At 36.9% G+C, this 16,777-nt stretch carries 15 protein-coding genes and 1 pseudogene; all 16 read right to left on the bottom strand.

The genetic code is table 11. The features are described 5' to 3' along the window. Window positions 1–16 precede the first annotated feature (16 nt). Window positions 17–1,549: a bifunctional phosphoribosylaminoimidazolecarboxamide formyltransferase/IMP cyclohydrolase gene (gene purH / locus ACTJFD_RS03980; protein ID WP_442259819.1), complete on the bottom strand. Its 1,533-nt coding sequence runs from the start codon at window positions 1,547–1,549 to the stop codon at window positions 17–19. Next, complete coding sequence (gene purN, locus ACTJFD_RS03975) at window positions 1,546–2,133, bottom strand: phosphoribosylglycinamide formyltransferase (protein WP_442259818.1); 588 nt, start codon at window positions 2,131–2,133, stop codon at window positions 1,546–1,548. Before purN ends, purH begins: the two co-directional genes overlap by 4 nt. Beyond that, entirely contained in the window at window positions 2,121–3,176 is a 1,056-nt protein-coding gene (gene purM / locus ACTJFD_RS03970) for a phosphoribosylformylglycinamidine cyclo-ligase (RefSeq protein ID WP_442259817.1), read from the bottom strand. The genes purN and purM overlap by 13 nt, the downstream gene beginning before the upstream one ends. An 18-nt stretch (window positions 3,177–3,194) precedes the next feature. After that, complete coding sequence (purF, locus tag ACTJFD_RS03965) at window positions 3,195–4,607, bottom strand: amidophosphoribosyltransferase (protein WP_442259816.1); 1,413 nt, start codon at window positions 4,605–4,607, stop codon at window positions 3,195–3,197. Then, complete coding sequence (gene purL, locus ACTJFD_RS03960; RefSeq protein ID WP_442259815.1) at window positions 4,592–6,811, bottom strand: phosphoribosylformylglycinamidine synthase subunit PurL; 2,220 nt, start codon at window positions 6,809–6,811, stop codon at window positions 4,592–4,594. The genes purF and purL overlap by 16 nt, the downstream gene beginning before the upstream one ends. Then, window positions 6,812–7,489, bottom strand: coding sequence for a phosphoribosylformylglycinamidine synthase subunit PurQ (purQ, locus tag ACTJFD_RS03955; RefSeq protein ID WP_442259814.1), 678 nt, complete (start codon window positions 7,487–7,489; stop codon window positions 6,812–6,814). Then, window positions 7,490–7,741, bottom strand: a complete 252-nt coding sequence (gene purS, locus ACTJFD_RS03950) for a phosphoribosylformylglycinamidine synthase subunit PurS (RefSeq protein WP_442259991.1) — start codon at window positions 7,739–7,741, stop codon at window positions 7,490–7,492. It abuts the gene before it with no gap. Between the two features lie 3 nt (window positions 7,742–7,744). After that, window positions 7,745–8,470 (bottom strand): annotated as a pseudogene (gene purC / locus ACTJFD_RS03945) (phosphoribosylaminoimidazolesuccinocarboxamide synthase); the annotation flags it as partial. A gap of 227 nt (window positions 8,471–8,697) precedes the next feature. Next, window positions 8,698–9,993 carry an adenylosuccinate lyase gene (gene purB / locus ACTJFD_RS03940; protein ID WP_442259813.1) on the bottom strand — a complete coding sequence of 432 codons (1,296 nt, stop codon included), beginning with the start codon at window positions 9,991–9,993 and terminating at the stop codon, window positions 8,698–8,700. 7 nt (window positions 9,994–10,000) lie between these two features. After that, window positions 10,001–11,134: a 5-(carboxyamino)imidazole ribonucleotide synthase gene (gene purK, locus ACTJFD_RS03935; protein WP_442259812.1), complete on the bottom strand. Its 1,134-nt coding sequence runs from the start codon at window positions 11,132–11,134 to the stop codon at window positions 10,001–10,003. Continuing rightward, window positions 11,131–11,616, bottom strand: coding sequence for a 5-(carboxyamino)imidazole ribonucleotide mutase (gene purE / locus ACTJFD_RS03930; RefSeq protein ID WP_442259811.1), 486 nt, complete (start codon window positions 11,614–11,616; stop codon window positions 11,131–11,133). Before purE ends, purK begins: the two co-directional genes overlap by 4 nt. 90 nt (window positions 11,617–11,706) lie before the next feature. Beyond that, on the bottom strand, window positions 11,707–13,101 hold the full coding sequence (locus ACTJFD_RS03925) for a gluconokinase (RefSeq protein ID WP_442259810.1): 1,395 nt from the start codon (window positions 13,099–13,101) through the stop codon (window positions 11,707–11,709). A 26-nt stretch (window positions 13,102–13,127) separates the two neighbouring features. After that, window positions 13,128–13,475 (bottom strand): EamA family transporter, encoded by a 348-nt coding sequence (locus tag ACTJFD_RS03920; protein WP_442259809.1) that lies wholly within the window; start codon window positions 13,473–13,475, stop codon window positions 13,128–13,130. Then, window positions 13,468–13,827: an EamA family transporter gene (locus ACTJFD_RS03915; protein WP_442259808.1), complete on the bottom strand. Its 360-nt coding sequence runs from the start codon at window positions 13,825–13,827 to the stop codon at window positions 13,468–13,470. The genes ACTJFD_RS03920 and ACTJFD_RS03915 overlap by 8 nt, the downstream gene beginning before the upstream one ends. Before the next feature lie 159 nt (window positions 13,828–13,986). Beyond that, window positions 13,987–15,285 carry a histidine--tRNA ligase gene (gene hisS / locus ACTJFD_RS03910; RefSeq protein WP_442259807.1) on the bottom strand — a complete coding sequence of 433 codons (1,299 nt, stop codon included), beginning with the start codon at window positions 15,283–15,285 and terminating at the stop codon, window positions 13,987–13,989. 100 nt (window positions 15,286–15,385) lie between these two features. Further along, window positions 15,386–16,741 carry an APC family permease gene (locus ACTJFD_RS03905; RefSeq protein WP_442259806.1) on the bottom strand — a complete coding sequence of 452 codons (1,356 nt, stop codon included), beginning with the start codon at window positions 16,739–16,741 and terminating at the stop codon, window positions 15,386–15,388. Between the last annotated feature and the right edge of the window lie 36 nt (window positions 16,742–16,777).

Here is a 16,777-nt window from a genome sequence, read left to right as displayed (position 1 = left end):
TTTGCCTCCGTCTTTTTTAATGTTTAAAGTGACGTTTTTTCGTAAAGATCATCGTCATATTCGCTGCATCAGCTACCTTAATTGACTCTTCATCCCGAATACTACCACCGGGTTGAATAACAGCTTTAATCCCTGCTTTCGCTAATTTTTCCAAACTATCTGGCATTGGAAAAAAAGCATCACTCGCAACGACTGCATCAGTTAAACAACCTTTTGCTTGTTTTAAAGCGAGTTCGACAGAGCCCACCCGATTCATTTGACCGGCTCCAATCCCTAAAGTTTGCTTATCATTTGTTACCACTACCGCATTGCTTTTGACGTGTTTAACAACCGACCAAGCAAATTTTAGTGCATTAATTTCTTCACTTGTTGGTTTTCGCTGTGTAACAACCTTCCAATCCTCAACACATTCTTCTGCCAAATCCTGCTCTTGTAACAAGACACCACCCAAGAGAGAAGTGACTTCTAACGTTGTTTTTTCTGGTTCTCTAGCCATTGATAATGTCAATACTCGAAGGTTTTTCTTCGTTTTTAACCAAGCGAGTGCTTCTTCCGTAAATTCTGGAGCAATAATAATTTCTAAAAAAATAGACGTTAGCTCTTTCGCTAAATCCAAAGAAACGATTCGATTAAAAGCAACAACTCCTCCAAAAATTGAAACAGGGTCACTTTTCAAACAGTAATCAAAAGCGAGTTCAATCGTATTGCCAGTTCCTACTCCACATGGATTCATATGTTTGACTGCCACTGCCGTAGGTTGCGAAAATTCCTGTAACAAACGGATTGCACTATCTCCATCTCGATAATTATTAAAAGAAAGCTCTTTTCCTTGATGCTGTATCGCATTAAGCAAAGAATAATCTGGAAGTAATGCCGAGGCATAAACTGCCGCTTGTTGATGATTATTTTCTCCATAACGCAAAGAATCCACACGTTCGTAACCTAAACTTATTTTTTCAGGAAATTTTTCATTTTCAGCTTGCGTTAAATAATTTGCGATAAGTGTATCGTAGTAGGCTGTATGGCGAAAAGCTTTCGCTGCAAGTTTTCGACGTGTTAATGATGTGACTTCTTTAAATTCTGTCAATTCTTGAATAATCTTCGAATAATCATTTTGTTCCACAACAACGGTCACTCGTTCATGATTTTTAGCGGCACTCCGTAACATACTTGGGCCACCAATATCAATCTGTTCAATCGCTTCCTCCATCGTCCTATCTATTTGATCAATCGTTTCTTTAAATGGATACAAATTCACAATCACTAGGTCGATAGGAGTAATTTTTTGGGCAACTAACTCCGCTTGATGTTGCTCTCGCGCTAATATTGCGCCATGAATATTTGGATGTAATGTTTTTACTCGCCCTTCCATCATTTCTGGAAAGTCAGTCACTTCTGACACCGAGAGTGTTTCAATGCCTGCTTCTTCCAAATAAGTTTGAGTTCCTCCCGTTGAAAGTAACTCGAAACCTAATATTTTTAAAGACGTCGCTAATTCAATAACACCTGTTTTATCAGATACACTGATTAATGCTCGTTTTTTTATCATCGTCCTACACTCACTCCTTTTAACCATTTTTCTAACACTCTTGGAAAAACACGGTGCTCCACAGTATGCATTCTTTTCTCTAATTCAGGCAGAGTCTCCTCTGGCAAACAAGCGAAACTCTCTTGATAAATAATCGGTCCAGTATCAATTCCTTGATCAACTAAATGAAGGGTGACTCCTGTTTCTTTCGCTTGATTTTCATATGCCTCTCGAATCGCTTGTTTTCCAGGATATTTAGGTAATAAGGAAGGATGAATGTTGATGATTTTTTGTGGATAAGCCTCTAAAAGAGTCGAACCGATAATCCGCATAAAACCAGCTAAAACTACTCTATCAATTTTCTCGGACTCTAAAATCTGTAATAAGCGAGCTTCATAAGCTTCCTTAGTTTCTTTTTTTAACCGTTCAACAAGATAATATGGAATTCCTGCTTTTTTAGCTCTTTCAAGGACAAATGCCTCACGTTGATCACAAATCAGACAGACAATATCAGCAGTCAAATGCCCTGCTTGAGTGGCCTCATAAAGAGCGGTAAAATTACTCCCATTACCAGAAGCGAAAACAGCTAATCTTACGCTTGCCATGTTGTTTCACTAGTCCATTCAATAGCTTCTTCTTTTTTATCTATGACCGTTCCTATCGGATAAAACGCTTGGTTGGTCGCTGTAAAATGGCGAACTATCTCTGGATATTCTGCTCTAGAGCAAGCGAAGACCATTCCAATTCCCATATTAAAAATAGCCAACATCTCATCCGTTGTTAGCCCACCCAGCTCTTGTAAAAAATTAAAGATGGGTAAGACAGGCCAACTTTCTTTCGTTAAGCGGGCAGCTAAACCTTCCGGCAACATTCTCGGTATATTTTCAATAAAACCACCACCAGTAATATGTGCAATCCCCTTCATTCGTTTTTTCTCTAATAAAGGTTGAAGAGTTTTTACATAAATTTTTGTCGGTGTTAATAAACAATCACCTAAAAATTCGTTATCTAAAGCTGATATTTTATCCGTTAATTTATAAGCATGGTCTTTAAAAAGGATTTTACGAACTAATGAAAACCCATTAGAATGCAAACCACTTGAAGGCAGACCAATCAGAAGATCATCTGCTTGAATCGTTGCACCTGATAACATCGCCGTTTTTTCAACAACCCCCACAGCAAAACCGGCTAAGTCATAATCTGCACTCGCATACATATCAGGCATCTCTGCCGTTTCACCACCAATTAAAGCTAAGTCGCCTTGAATACAACCTTCTGTAATTCCGGCAATGATTGTTTCAATTTTTTCTGGCTGATTCTTACCAACCGCTAAATAATCTAAGAAGTATAAAGGGGTTGCTCCTTGAGCGATAATGTCATTGACACACATCGCCACACAATCAATCCCAATTGTGTCATGTTTATCCGCTTCAATCGCTAACATCAATTTAGTCCCGACTCCATCTGTTCCGGAAACCAAAATCGGCTCTTTTAATTGATAAGCACTTAAATCAAAACAGCCTCCAAATCCACCTAAACTACCCATAACCCCTAATTTATCCGTTCTTTTTACATGTTTTTTGATTCGTGAAACGACTTCATAACCAGCTTCGATATCAACGCCGGCCTCTTTATATGCTTGATCCACAAGAGCCCTCCTCAAATTTTATTTTAGTAATCGTTCTTGATAATCGTATAAATCGGTTGGATAATCACTATTGAAATAGGCCATACATAAACCCTGATAAGGACCTGGTAACTTTAAATTGATTGCGGCAACTAAACCAGCTTCGCTTAAAAACTCTAGTGAATCAGCGCCAATTATTTCTTGAATTTCTTTAACACTATGATCTGAAGCAATTAATTCTTTTTTTGTTTGAATATCAATTCCATAAAAACAAGGATATTTTAAAGGTGGAGCTGATATCCTGACATGCACCTCACGTGCACCTGCTTCTTTTAAAAGTTGAACAATCCTACGACTCGTTGTTCCTCGGACAATCGAATCATCCACCAAAATTACTTTTTTTCCTTCAACAACACCTCTTACAGCTGAAAGTTTCATACGAACACCCTCTTCACGCAAGGCTTGCGTAGGTTGAATAAAGGTGCGAGCAATATACTGATTTTTTACCAAACCCATCTCATAAGGGATTCCACTTGCTTCAGCATAACCACTCGCAGCTGAAAGTGACGAATTGGGTACTCCTATCACCATATCGGCTTCACATGGTGCTTCCTCTGCCAAATAACGGCCCATCTTCTTACGCGCTCGGTGTACATTAACTCCCTTGATAATCGAATCGGGACGTGCAAAATAAATGTATTCCATCGCACAAATCGAATAACTGGTTTGACTTGTATAAGTCATAATCGTCAAGCCCTCATCATCAATTCGAATTAACTCTCCAGGTTCAACATCTCTTAAAAACGTTGCACCAATCGTTTCAAGCGCACACGTTTCACTCGCTACAACATAGGCGCCATTTCTCATTTGACCAATTGCTAAAGGTCGAAAAGCATGAGGGTCAAGCGCCGCGTAAAGTCCCGTTTGTGTCATCAACAGATAAGCAAAACCACCTTTAATTTCATTGAGCGCTTCTTTTAAACGCTCTTCAAAAGTAGAGGCTTGGCTTTTACGAATCAAGTGCATCAAAATTTCTGTATCCGAGCTGGAATGAAAAATGCCACCCGTTTGCTCGATTTGATAACGAAGTGATTTAGCATTTACTAAATTTCCATTATGAGCTAAAGCATAATCACCATCAAAAAACTGGAAAATAAAAGGTTGAATGTTAGTCACATCACCATGACCAGAAGTAGCATATCTTACATGACCGATAGCACCATTTCCGATTAGCTCTGAAAGAGTTTGAGGTGAAGCAAAAACTTCAGCAAGTAGCCCTAACCCTCGATGTCCTTTTAAATGACCGGCATCATTTACAACAATCCCGGCGCCCTCTTGACCTCGATGTTGCAAACTATGTAAACCAAAATAAGTCAACCGAGCAGCATCTGGATGACCCCAAATACCAAATACACCACACTCTTCATTTAAACCTCTTACTTCATAAGACATGGTATTGCAGCCTCCCATAATTGTTTGGCTTCTATAATATCAAGCGAGATGGTTTCCGTTTGCGTTTGAATCTCCAAATTAGGTTCACTTTGAACTTTGCCTAAAAGGGAAGCATACTCACCCATTAATTGTTCAAAAGCAAATTGTTTTTCTGGTGTAACGGAAACAACAAAACGAGATTGCGTTTCTGAAAACAAAAGGCTAGCTGCAAAGGAAACTTCAAGTGAAGCTCCCAGTTCCTGTTTAAAACAGCTTTCTGCCAATGCGACGCCCAGACCACCTTCACTAAGGTCATGTGCACTTGAAATTAAACCAGATTGAATGGCAGACAACACCAAATCCTGATGCTTTTTCTCCACCTCTAAATCTAAATCATTCAAGGTCCCTTCGATTTTCCCTAATAAATATTTTTGGATTTCCGAACCATGGAAATCAGTTTCAGTCTGACCAACCACATAGATCAAGTCATCCGCTTGTTTAAAATCTTGCGTCATGACATGTGCTAAGTCTTCAACTAATCCAACCATGCCGATCATGGGCGTTGGATAAATCGCCTGACCATCTGTTTCGTTATAAAGTGAAACATTACCTGAAATAATTGGGGTCGCTAACTTGTTACAAGCTGCACTTATCCCATCTGCTGATGTTGCCAACTCCCAAAAAACTTCGGGATTATCTGGAGAACCATAATTCAAGCAATCTGTTACAGCTAAAGGCTTAGCACCACTAGCAACCAAGTTTCTCGCTGCCTCACTAACAGCTATTTTGCCACCAATTTCTGGATTTAAATAAAGATAGCGTGAATTACAGTCTGTCGTCATTGCCAATCCTTTATTCAAGCCCTTTATTCTTAAAACCGCGGCGTCACTACCTGGTCCAATCACAGTATTTGTTCGCACTTGAGAATCATAGGTTTCATAAATTGCTTTTTTAGAAGCAATGGTTGGTTGTTGCAATAATATTTTTAATATCTCAGTTGGGTTTTCAATCTCTGGGACATAGGTTTCTAAAGCTTGATAAGCAGCGATACGTTTTGGCTCTAAACTTTCTTTGTAATAAACGGGACCTTCTTCTGCTAAAGCATCTACTGGAACACAAGCGACTTCTTGCCCCTGATGGTACAAGCGATACATTTTATCTTGTGTTACCTTACCAATCGTAACCGCATGTAAACCATAGGCTTCAAATCGTTCTACAATTTCAGCTTCACACCCTTTTTTTATACAAAGTAACATTCGCTCTTGTGATTCCGATAACATCATTTCATATGGTGTCATTTTAGTTTCGCGCTGAGGAACATCATCTAAATAAAGAACTAAACCCGACCCCGCTTTGGACGCCATTTCAGAACTGGAAGAAACTAGTCCCGCAGCCCCCATGTCTTGAATCCCAACTAACGCTTCACGATGATTTTTTATGACATCCAAACAAGCTTCCATTAATAATTTTTCCATAAAAGGATCACCCACTTGAACAGCCGAACGTTGTGCCTCTGCCTCTTCTGAAAATTCTTCTGAAGCAAATGTTGCGCCATGAATTCCATCACGACCTGTTTTAGCACCAACATACATAATCGTATTATCTAACCCCTTAGCCTGTCCTTTTTGAATATCTTTATGGTCAATTAAGCCCACACACATCGCATTAACTAGTGGATTGCCCTCATAACAAGCATCAAATTGAATTTCTCCACCGACTGTTGGTATGCCAATACAATTACCATACCCCCCAATACCAGCCACAACTTCTTTGACCAAATATTTAGTTCTTGGTTTATTTAACTCACCAAATCGAAGCGAATTTAGCATGGCGATTGGACGAGCACCCATACTAAAAATATCACGAATAATACCACCTACTCCTGTTGCTGCCCCTTCATAAGGCTCAACTGCCGAAGGATGATTATGACTTTCTGCTTTAAATACAACCGCTAAGCCATCGCCAATATCAACAATTCCTGCCCCCTCACCTGGTCCTTGCAGAACTTGAGGACCTGTCGTTGGGAATTTTTTTAAAATGGGTTTAGAATTTTTATAAGAACAATGTTCGCTCCACATCACTGAAAAAAGACCCGTTTCGGTATAGTTAGGTAACCTCCCTAAAATCGAGTCACAAATTTGCTCGTATTCAGCATCCGATAGGCCCCACTCTAAATAAATTTTTTGTTTCTTAATTTCTTTTGGGGTTAATTCTTGAGTTTTCATTTATTTCGCTCCCTCTTTCACATAATTAATCATCGATTGAAAAAGTTTCACTCCATCATCTGACCCAAGTAAAAGTTCCATCGCCCGCTCTGGATGAGGCATCATTCCTAAAACGTTACCTGCTTGATTGGTAATGCCTGCAATGTTTTTTAAACTTCCATTTGGATTTTCACCTGCATAAGTTAATAAAATTTGTTGGTTTCTTTCTAATTCTGCTAACGTTTCTGTATCACAATAATAATTTCCTTCACCGTGAGCAACAGGCAAATTTAAAATTTGTTTTGGTTCATAAAGTGATGTAAAAGGAGAGGTCCTTTTTTCAACTTTTATTTTAACCGTACGGCAGATAAAATTTAACGTATTATTTTTCAGAAGCACTCCTGGTAAAAGACCTGCTTCCGTTAATATTTGAAAGCCATTACACGTCCCAAAAACAAGCTTGCCTTCTTTTGCAAAACGCTGAACTTCAGACATAATTGGAGCAAAACGAGCAATCGCTCCACAACGCAAGTAATCACCATATGAAAACCCACCTGGAATTAAAACTCCTTCAAAACCAACTAAACTTGTGTCTTCATAGGAAACATACTCTGTTTCAACACCTAATATATCTGCAAAAGCATGATATAAATCAACATCACAATTAGAACCTGGAAAAACCAAGACAGCAAATTTCATTTAATTAACCTCCACTACTGAAAATTCATAACTTTCCATCGTGACATTTGCCAATAACTGATCACAGAGTTGGTCGACCTGTTTTTCAGCTGTTGCTAAGTCAGTCGCATCAATAGAGAAATCAAATTGTTTACCGATTTTTAAATTTTTAATGGTCCCTTTTTCTAAGTGATTCATTGCTTCTGTAATTACTTCAGCTTGTGGATCCAATACAGAATCTTTATAACTCACATAAACATTTACTTGATACATTTTTTTATCCTCTTTCTTTACTCTATTTTCTAAGCGTTGTAAAATTTCTTGATAAACAGGAATAATATCGCCTAAATCTTTACGGAAAAGATCTTTATCATAAGAAGCATTCGTCGCACTATCCCATAAACGACAAGTATCAGGGGTCACCTCATCAGCTAATAAAATAGTACCTGCCTTATTTTTGCCAAACTCTAATTTGAAATCAATCAGTTTCAAATCCATTTCTTTAAATAAAAGTTGTAGTACTTGATTGATTTTTAGGGCTTCTTTTTTTATCACTTGAATTTCATCATCTGTCGCTAGTTTTAAAAAACGAATATGCTCTTCAGTCACTAAAGGATCATCTAATGTATCTTCTTTGAAGTAAAATTCTATTAAAGGTGGTGTTAACCCCACCCCTTCTTCAACGCCTAACCGACGAGTAAAACTTCCTGTCGCAACATTACGAACAACAACTTCTAAAGGGATAATCTCAACTGCTTGAACCAATTGTTCTGTTTCTGAAAGTTGTTTCAACCAATGGTGTCGAATTTTTTTTCGTGTTAAATAATCAAATATTCTTGATGTAATTTGATTATTCAGTGCACCTTTACCAACCACTTGTTCTTTTTTCTTACCATTTAGTGCCGTTGCTTGATCTAAATACTCTAAACGTAATTCATTGTCATTGTTCGTCTTATATACCTTCTTAGCTTTTCCTTCGTATAAAATAGTTGCTTTTTCCACTTTTAAACCTCCATAAAGTTAATGAAAACAGAATAAAACTAACAAACGTCCGTCTTTACAAATAAATCATAACTGCTTCATTCAAGATTGTCAATCCATTTAATGAACTTTATCATTTAAAATAACCTTAATCGTTCGTTTATAAGTTTAATATCATGGTAAAAAACAAAAAAAGACGATAAATACAAGTAAAAAAACAAACACTTGTATTTATCGTCTTTTAAAATTTAGGCTAGGCCTACTCGTTTAAAAATCGTATCGACTTCTTTCAAATGATAGTTATAATCAAAAGCATCATCTAAATCAGCTGAATTTAAAACCGTCATTACTTCAGGATCAACCTCTAAAAGCGGTCGAAATGCCTTTTGATGATCCCAAGCATAGGCAGTTTTAGGTTGCACCAAATCATAGGCTTCCTCGCGACTCATCCCTTTATCAATCAATTTTAATAACACACGTTGACTGTAAATCAAACCAAATGTCGCTTCCATATTTCGCAACATATTTTCAGGAAAAACCGTTAGATTTTTAACAATATTACCAAATCGATTCAACATATAATTAAGTAATATCGTCGCATCTGGAATAATAATTCGTTCCGCAGAAGAATGTGAAATATCACGTTCATGCCACAAATTAACGTTTTCATAAGCTGTAACCATATAACCTCTTAAAACACGAGAGAGTCCTACCATATTTTCTGAACCAATTGGATTGCGTTTATGTGGCATTGCCGATGAACCCTTTTGACCTTTCGCAAAGAACTCTTCAACTTCTCTCGTTTCTGATTTTTGAAGACCACGAATTTCAGTTGCAAATTTTTCAATACTAGTTCCAATTAATGCAATTGTCGCTAAATAATCAGCATGCAAATCTCTTGGCAAAACTTGAGTCGAGATTTCTTGAGCACGAAGACCTAATTTTTCACAAACAAAAGCTTCAACTTCAGGAGGTGTATTGGCAAATGTCCCGACAGCTCCACTAATTTTTCCAGCCTCTACGCCCTTAGCTGCTTCTTCAAAACGTTTAATATTACGTTTCATCTCTGAATACCACAAAGCTAATTTCAAGCCAAATGTCGTTGGCTCAGCATGAACTCCATGCGTTCGTCCCATCATCACTGTATATTGATACTTTTTCGCTTTTTCACCAATAATTTCTAAAAAACGATTTAAATCTTGACGTAAAATATCATTGGCTTGTTTTAACAAGTAACCATAAGCTGTATCGACAACATCTGTACTTGTTAAGCCATAATGAACCCATTTACGCTCTTCACCTAAACTTTCAGACACTGCTCGTGTAAATGCAACGACATCATGTCGTGTTTCTTGTTCGATTTCTAAAATACGATCAATATCAAATGTTGCTTTTTCACGAATTTTTTTTACATCTTCTTGAGGTATTTCACCAAGTTCTGCCCAAGCCTCATCTGCTAAAATCTCGACTTCTAACCACGCTTGATAACGGTTTTCATCTGTCCAAATATGTCCCATTTCTTCTCTCGTATATCGTTCTATCATTGGTTAATTAACCTTCCTTTGTCCATATTTTAGTTTGCTGAGCCTCTTGTATCCTATCTTCAATTTTACCATGTACCATCGTTATATGTCCCATCTTACGGCCCTTTTTTTCTATTTTTTTTCCATAATAATGAAAGAACCAATCTGGTTTTTCAGAAAGATAAGCCATTGAGCGTTTCTGTTCTGTCCCAATTAAATTAAACATAACCCCCTCATTCTTTATTTGAACTTCAGGTAATTTCCAACCGCACAACCCCATGATATGACCATCAAACTGACTGATAGAACAAGCTTCCATTGTAACGTGGCCTGAGTTATGTGGGCGTGGTGCAAGTTCATTAATTATCAATTGATCCTTTTCAGTCACAAATAGTTCAATCGCCATGGTTCCGACTAATTGAACAGCATTTGCAATCTTTAGACCCAATTGTTTCGCTTCTTCACTAAGCTTCTCGCTAACTTGAGCAGGTAAAATAGAACAATGTAAAATATTATTTTGATGCTGATTTTCAATTATTGGAAAAACGGCATATTCACCCGCTAAATTACCGGATACAATAACGGATACTTCTTTTTTAAAAGGAATCCATTGTTCTAAAACATAAGATTCCTTTTGAGAAAAGAGCTCCTTTACCAGCGACAAGTCCGAATCAGTCCTTAAAACCCATTGCCCTTTTCCATCATAACCTCCAACCACAGTTTTCAATACACAAGGATAGCCTAAGTTTTGCACACCAATATTAAGTTCAACTTCATTAGATACTGAACAAAAAGCAGCAACGGGTAAGTTATTTTCTTTTAAAAATTTTTTTTCAAAAAGACGGTTTTGACAAATTCTCAAAAAACGACTCCCTTGTGGAATATAAGTTATTCTACTAATTGCTTCCAATCCTGAGACACTAACATTTTCAAATTCATAGGTTACAACATCTGACCAATGAGCTAACTCTTTAAGCGCGGTCAAATCATCGTAGTTACTAATAATTTGCTTGGTCGCAATAGAGCGAGCAGGACAAGCACAATCTGGATCTAGAATGGCTACTTCATACCCTTTTTCAATAGCACTTAATCCCATCATTTGCCCTAATTGTCCCCCACCTATGATCCCTATTCGGCTCCCTGGTTTAAGTTGTTTTTTCATCCTAAGCTTTGCTCACTTTCTAAGACTAGTTTTATTTGTTCTTCGCGATAAGTAATTAACTGCTGACTCAACCTTGTATCAGTTAACGCTAAAATTTCAAGCGCTAATAAAGCCGCATTTTTAGCACCAGCAGAACCAATTGCCATCGAAGCCACCGGAACGCCACCAGGCATTTGAACGATGGATAATAAAGAATCTAACCCATTCAGAGACTTACTTTTTATCGGAACGCCAATCACAGGGAGGATTGTTTTAGCAGCTATCATGCCAGGCAAGTGAGCAGCTCCGCCAGCACCCGCGATAATAACATTAAACCCTTTCTCTTTTGCTTCCTCTGAAAAAGCGAACATTCTATCAGGTGTCCGATGTGCTGATAATATTTTTTTATCATAAGATACACCAAATTTTTCTAGAATTAGACAGGTCTCTTTCATGGTATCCCAATCACTCTTACTACCCATCACAACAGCAATTTTAGTCATCAAAAAACATCCCTTCTATTTTTATTTATTTTAGCAATAAATAGAAAGGATGTCAAAACTATTAACGTAGCTTATCCGTGTAACTAACGTTTATAGTTCGTCTTTTAACGTTTTTTTGAATTTTTCGTAATAAGTTTGGTATGCGACATGATTTGAATCATTGAAAAAAATACGTTTTTGATCAGTAAATAATGGATACGCTGATTTTTCAACGAGACATACCGCTCCAAATGTTGGTTCTGCATAATCTGATAGCAAACAATTTTTTCCAAAAATATCAGCAACTAAAGTCGAAAGTTCTTCATGTTTGAAAAAACCACCATTAACAGATAAATCACGAACATCTAATTCCACTTGATCACTAATCACCTTTAGATTAAAAACAACACCTTCGATCATACTTCTCACCATATCAAAACGATGGTGCCGTCCTGTTAAACCTACAAAAGTGGATGTAGCGGTTGCTTTCCACAAAGGCGCACGCTCTCCAAATAGATAAGGTAAAAACAACAAATCGTGACTACCGATGGGCGATTCATTAAATAATTCTGTTAATGATTGATAAAGTTTTTCTTTGCCATAAAAAACTTGATCTGCCCAATCTAAAACTTGTCCGCCATTGTTCGTCGCTCCACCAACAACCCAATGTTCTTTATTTAGGTAATAACAAAAAGTTTTTCCTTGATCATCTAATTCAATTTTTTTAGTTATTTTTCTAACTGCACCGCTTGTTCCTAAAGTTAAGCTTGATTGAGTTCCATTGACGACATAACTCGCATAGCTAGCTAAACAACCATCACTTGCGCCAACATAAACTTTAACCTCTCGTGAAACAAACAATTCATCAGCTAATTCAGGTAATATTTTTGTCGAATAATCCGTATCCACTAAATCGCCTAATTGCATAGCGTTAATCTCAAGAAAAGAAAGTATTTCAGCATCCCAAGTTAATTTTTTTAAATTCAAAAGCCCCGTTGCTGAAGCAACTGAATAATCAACAAGGTATCTTCCAGTAAAAGAATGCATAATTAATTCCTTAATACCAACCCATCTTTTTACCTCTTTAAACCATGGTTTTTGCTTAAAGGCTGCGATTTTCGCGAAAGGACTCATTTCATGAATCGGAGTACCTGATTTTTGATAAAAGAGCGCTGCTTCTTCCGTCCCCTTAAAGTGTTTAATAAAATCTGAACTTTGTTTATCTTGCCAAGTTAACATTTCTTGGTCTAACTGGGTATCTAATACAGGTGTAATCGTATGCATCGCTGTACTAAATACAATGCCTTCAATTTCTAAACCCGCTTGGGTCATCTTACGAATGGCCCTTTTTATTTGTACAATTATCCGTTCTGGATACTGAAAAACTTTACCATGCTCTCCAAAATGGGTTTCAATCCTAAATTGCTCTTGTTTAACTGATTGATTGCCATCAAACAATTCACATTTTAAATTAGTAGTTCCAATGTCGACTGCTAAAATTTTCATTGCACTTCCTCATTTCTTTCATTGCTTTAACGACTAATAATGATAACGCCTACTATGATAGCACAAATGGCCAAACATTTTAATGGTGTTAATTTCTCTTTAAATATAAAATAAGATATAATAACTGTCCAGACATAGGTTAAAGAAGTCATCGGAAAAGCAATAGAATAATCAAGATAATTAAATAATAAAATGTTAGTCACCGAGCTAAAAATATAAAGTAAAACCCCAATGATTAACCAACGATTTTTCAAAATAAAACTGATTTTTAACTCAATCAATTGATTCATACCGTACTTTAAAGATAAAGCTCCAATACTCCCAGATAAAGTCGTCAATAAAAGAAGAGTGACAATCGATGTTAAACTAACCATCTTCTCGACCTCCCTCATAACCTAGAAGTGCCGAACCCAAGATAATCAAAAAAATTCCTAATAGTTTTGCTGGAGTCACCAATTCGTGTAAAAAAAGAGCTCCTAAAAAGACTGATAACGCAAAACCGATACTCATCATCGGTTGTAAAATTGAAACTTCACCAAATCGAAAAGATAACATCAATAAAACCATTCCTACTCCTGATAAAATAAATCCCAGTAAATAAAGAACGACCGACTTAATCCCTTCTGAATCAACGCCAATTTTCCAAACAAATTGACCTAAACTACTTCCCGTTGCTGCAAATAAAATTAAAATAATAGCAATATGCATTTTTTCTTTCTTTTTCATTAAACATACCTATCCCTTTTATACTTGAAATACGACTATCTTTTTTCAAACATACTTCATTTTAACATTGATTAAAATGAAGTGCCATCCATTACTAAACGCAAAGAAAAAATCTAGAATTAATCTCATTAATGATTAATCCTAGATTTTATAAAAAAACTAAGCGTTTAATTGTTTTTGATAAATACCTGCAAAGTCTTGATACATTTCAGCAAGTGAAACAGTGATCTCTGTTCCAGTAGCCATTGTTTTGACTTTGACAATACCTTGCGCTAATTCATCCTCACCTAATACTAAAACAATTTTAGCCTTTTGTTTATTAGCAGACTTAAATTGTGTTTTCGCTTTACGGTTGAGATAATCACGCTCTGAAATTAGACCTGCATAGCGAGCTGCTTGAACTAATTTCAAGCTTTCAATCGATGTCGCTTCACCAAGCCCAACAACATAAACATCTAAAGGTTTCACTGTTGGAAACTCAAGTTCCTCTGCTTCCATTGTGATAATAGCACGTTCTAACCCCAATGCAAATCCAAAACCTGAATCATGTGAAGTCGGTCCACCTAATTCCGTCACCAAACCATCATAACGACCGCCTGCACAAATCGTCGTCAAAGCACCATTAAACCCTGGTGCATTACTCATTAATTCAAAAACAGTGTGATTATAATAGTCTAATCCACGAACCATACGGTGATCGATAACATAATCCACCTCTAAAGCATCTAATAATACTTTAACTTCTTCGAAAAATTGATGAGATTCTTCGTCCAAATAATCTAAAATCGATGGCGCAGCTTGAACAAATTTTTGATCTTTTTCATCTTTACTATCTAAAACTCGTAATGGATTATCATGCAAACGACGTTGTGAATCTTCACTTAGCTCTTCAAAATGAGGTTCTAAATAATCAATTAATGCTTGGCGATAAATTTTCCGAGATTCAATATTACCTAACGAGTTAATTACTAATTTTGTATGTTTAACTCCTAATCGTTTGTAAAAGTCTAATGCCACTAAAATCCCCTCAACATCGGTTGCAGGATTTTTACTACCAATTACTTCCATTCCAATTTGGTGGAATTGACGTAAACGGCCTGATTGCGGACGTTCATAACGGAACATTGGGCCAATGTAGAACGTTTTAAATGGATTTTGGTGTTCCGGTCCAAAGAATTTATGCTCAACATAAGCACGAACCAATGGAGCTGTTCCTTCTGGTCTTAAAGTGATGTGTCGATTACCTTTATCATGAAAATCATACATCTCTTTTGTGACAATATCCGTCGTCCCACCAACACCACGGCTGATGACTTCAATATGTTCAAAAATTGGGGTACGAATTTCATGAAAATCATACTTTTCAAAGACATCACGTGCAACTGCTTCAACATATTGCCATTTTTCAATTTCACCAGTATAAATATCAGTTGTTCCTTTTGGTTTTTGGTAACTCATTAACAACACTCCTCCACAATAGTTTCTTTCATCCATAGTACCTAAAATGCGTCAATTTAACAAGTCATTTCCCTAAAACATGTCGTCTAAATAACATTTTCTAATTCTTCCTTTGTTTAAATAAGGCGTCTTTCACTCTTCTTTTTTGTAGCATTTTAAACCCATAAACTGGAATTCCCATTGCTGTTAACCCAATTCCCATTAAAGCTAACTTCGGATTAGTCAATACGGTCGTTAATAAAATAAAAAGTCCCCCTAAAATAGCCAAGCAAGGAACTACTGGGTAAAAAGGAACACGATAAGGTCGCTTCAATTCCGGTTCTCTTTTTCTTAAAATGAACACTGCTAAAAAAATTAAGACGCTAAATAACCACATGACAAAAACCAACATATCCGTTAGTAAATCAAACGATCCCAGTAATACCATCATCATTGAAATAGCTAGCTGGACAAAGGCTGCAACATACGGTGTATTGGTCCTTCGAGAAAGCCTGCGAATCCAAGAACTAAAAGGTAATAAGTCTTCTTCAGCTAAGGCATACGGAATTCTAAGCCCTGTCATTGTATAGCCATTTAAAGCACCATAAACAGAGATTAAAATCCCTATTGTTACTAACCTACCACCAAAGCCACCAAAAATACGGGTCGCTGCATCCGACGCTGTATTTAAATTACCTGGGATACTATTGAAGGGAACGGTCACTAAAAAAGTCAGGTTAATCAAGACATAAACTAGCGTTATAAAAGTCAAACCTAAAAAAATAGCTTTGGGCAATATTTTTTCGGGATGTTTCATCTCACCAGCTAGATTTCCTACTGCCAACCAGCCATCATAGGCAAAAAGAGTCGCAAACAAAGCAGGAGCAAATTTAGCTAAAAAACTAGATTTTTCAGCAGTACCTAACACAAAAACAGCACTTACCCCATCGCTTCCTCGAATCAAGCCTACCAAGACAATTAAAATAATCGGAATTAATTTTAAAATTAACGACCAAGATTGAAAAGTTGCAGCGACTTTTGTTCCTAATAAATTAATAACCGTCACACTACAGCAAACGAGTAGTGTTAATGGGATTAGCCACATTTTTGGTAATTGAAAAAGATGAATGAATTGCGTACTAAAAATAATACCCAAGGCTGCAATATTTGCGGGAAAATAAATGACCGTTTGAGCCCAACCTAATAAAAAGCCCCAAAACTTTCCATAAGTGTATTCAATATATTTGATTGCCCCTCCTGTTTTGGGAATAGCCGTAGCCAACTCTGCACAAGTGAGCCCTGCAAAGACTGTAATTAATCCACCCGAAAGCCAAGCCAATAGACTAATCAATGGTGACTGTGCAAATTCGGCGACAGTCGTCACCTTGAAAAAGACACCTGCCCCAATCACTGTTCCCATCACCGTTGCGAAAGCAGCAAAAAATGATATTTCTTTTTTTAAATGATTTTCCCCCATAATTGACTCTTTTCTTGTGAGCATCACTTTCTCACT

It is taken from the genome of Vagococcus sp., from assembly GCF_052102835.1.
Classification (GTDB): Bacteria; Bacillota; Bacilli; order Lactobacillales; family Vagococcaceae; genus Vagococcus.
The sequence above is the reverse complement of the archived record's forward strand: the minus strand, read 5'-3'. Positions and strand labels throughout refer to the sequence as shown.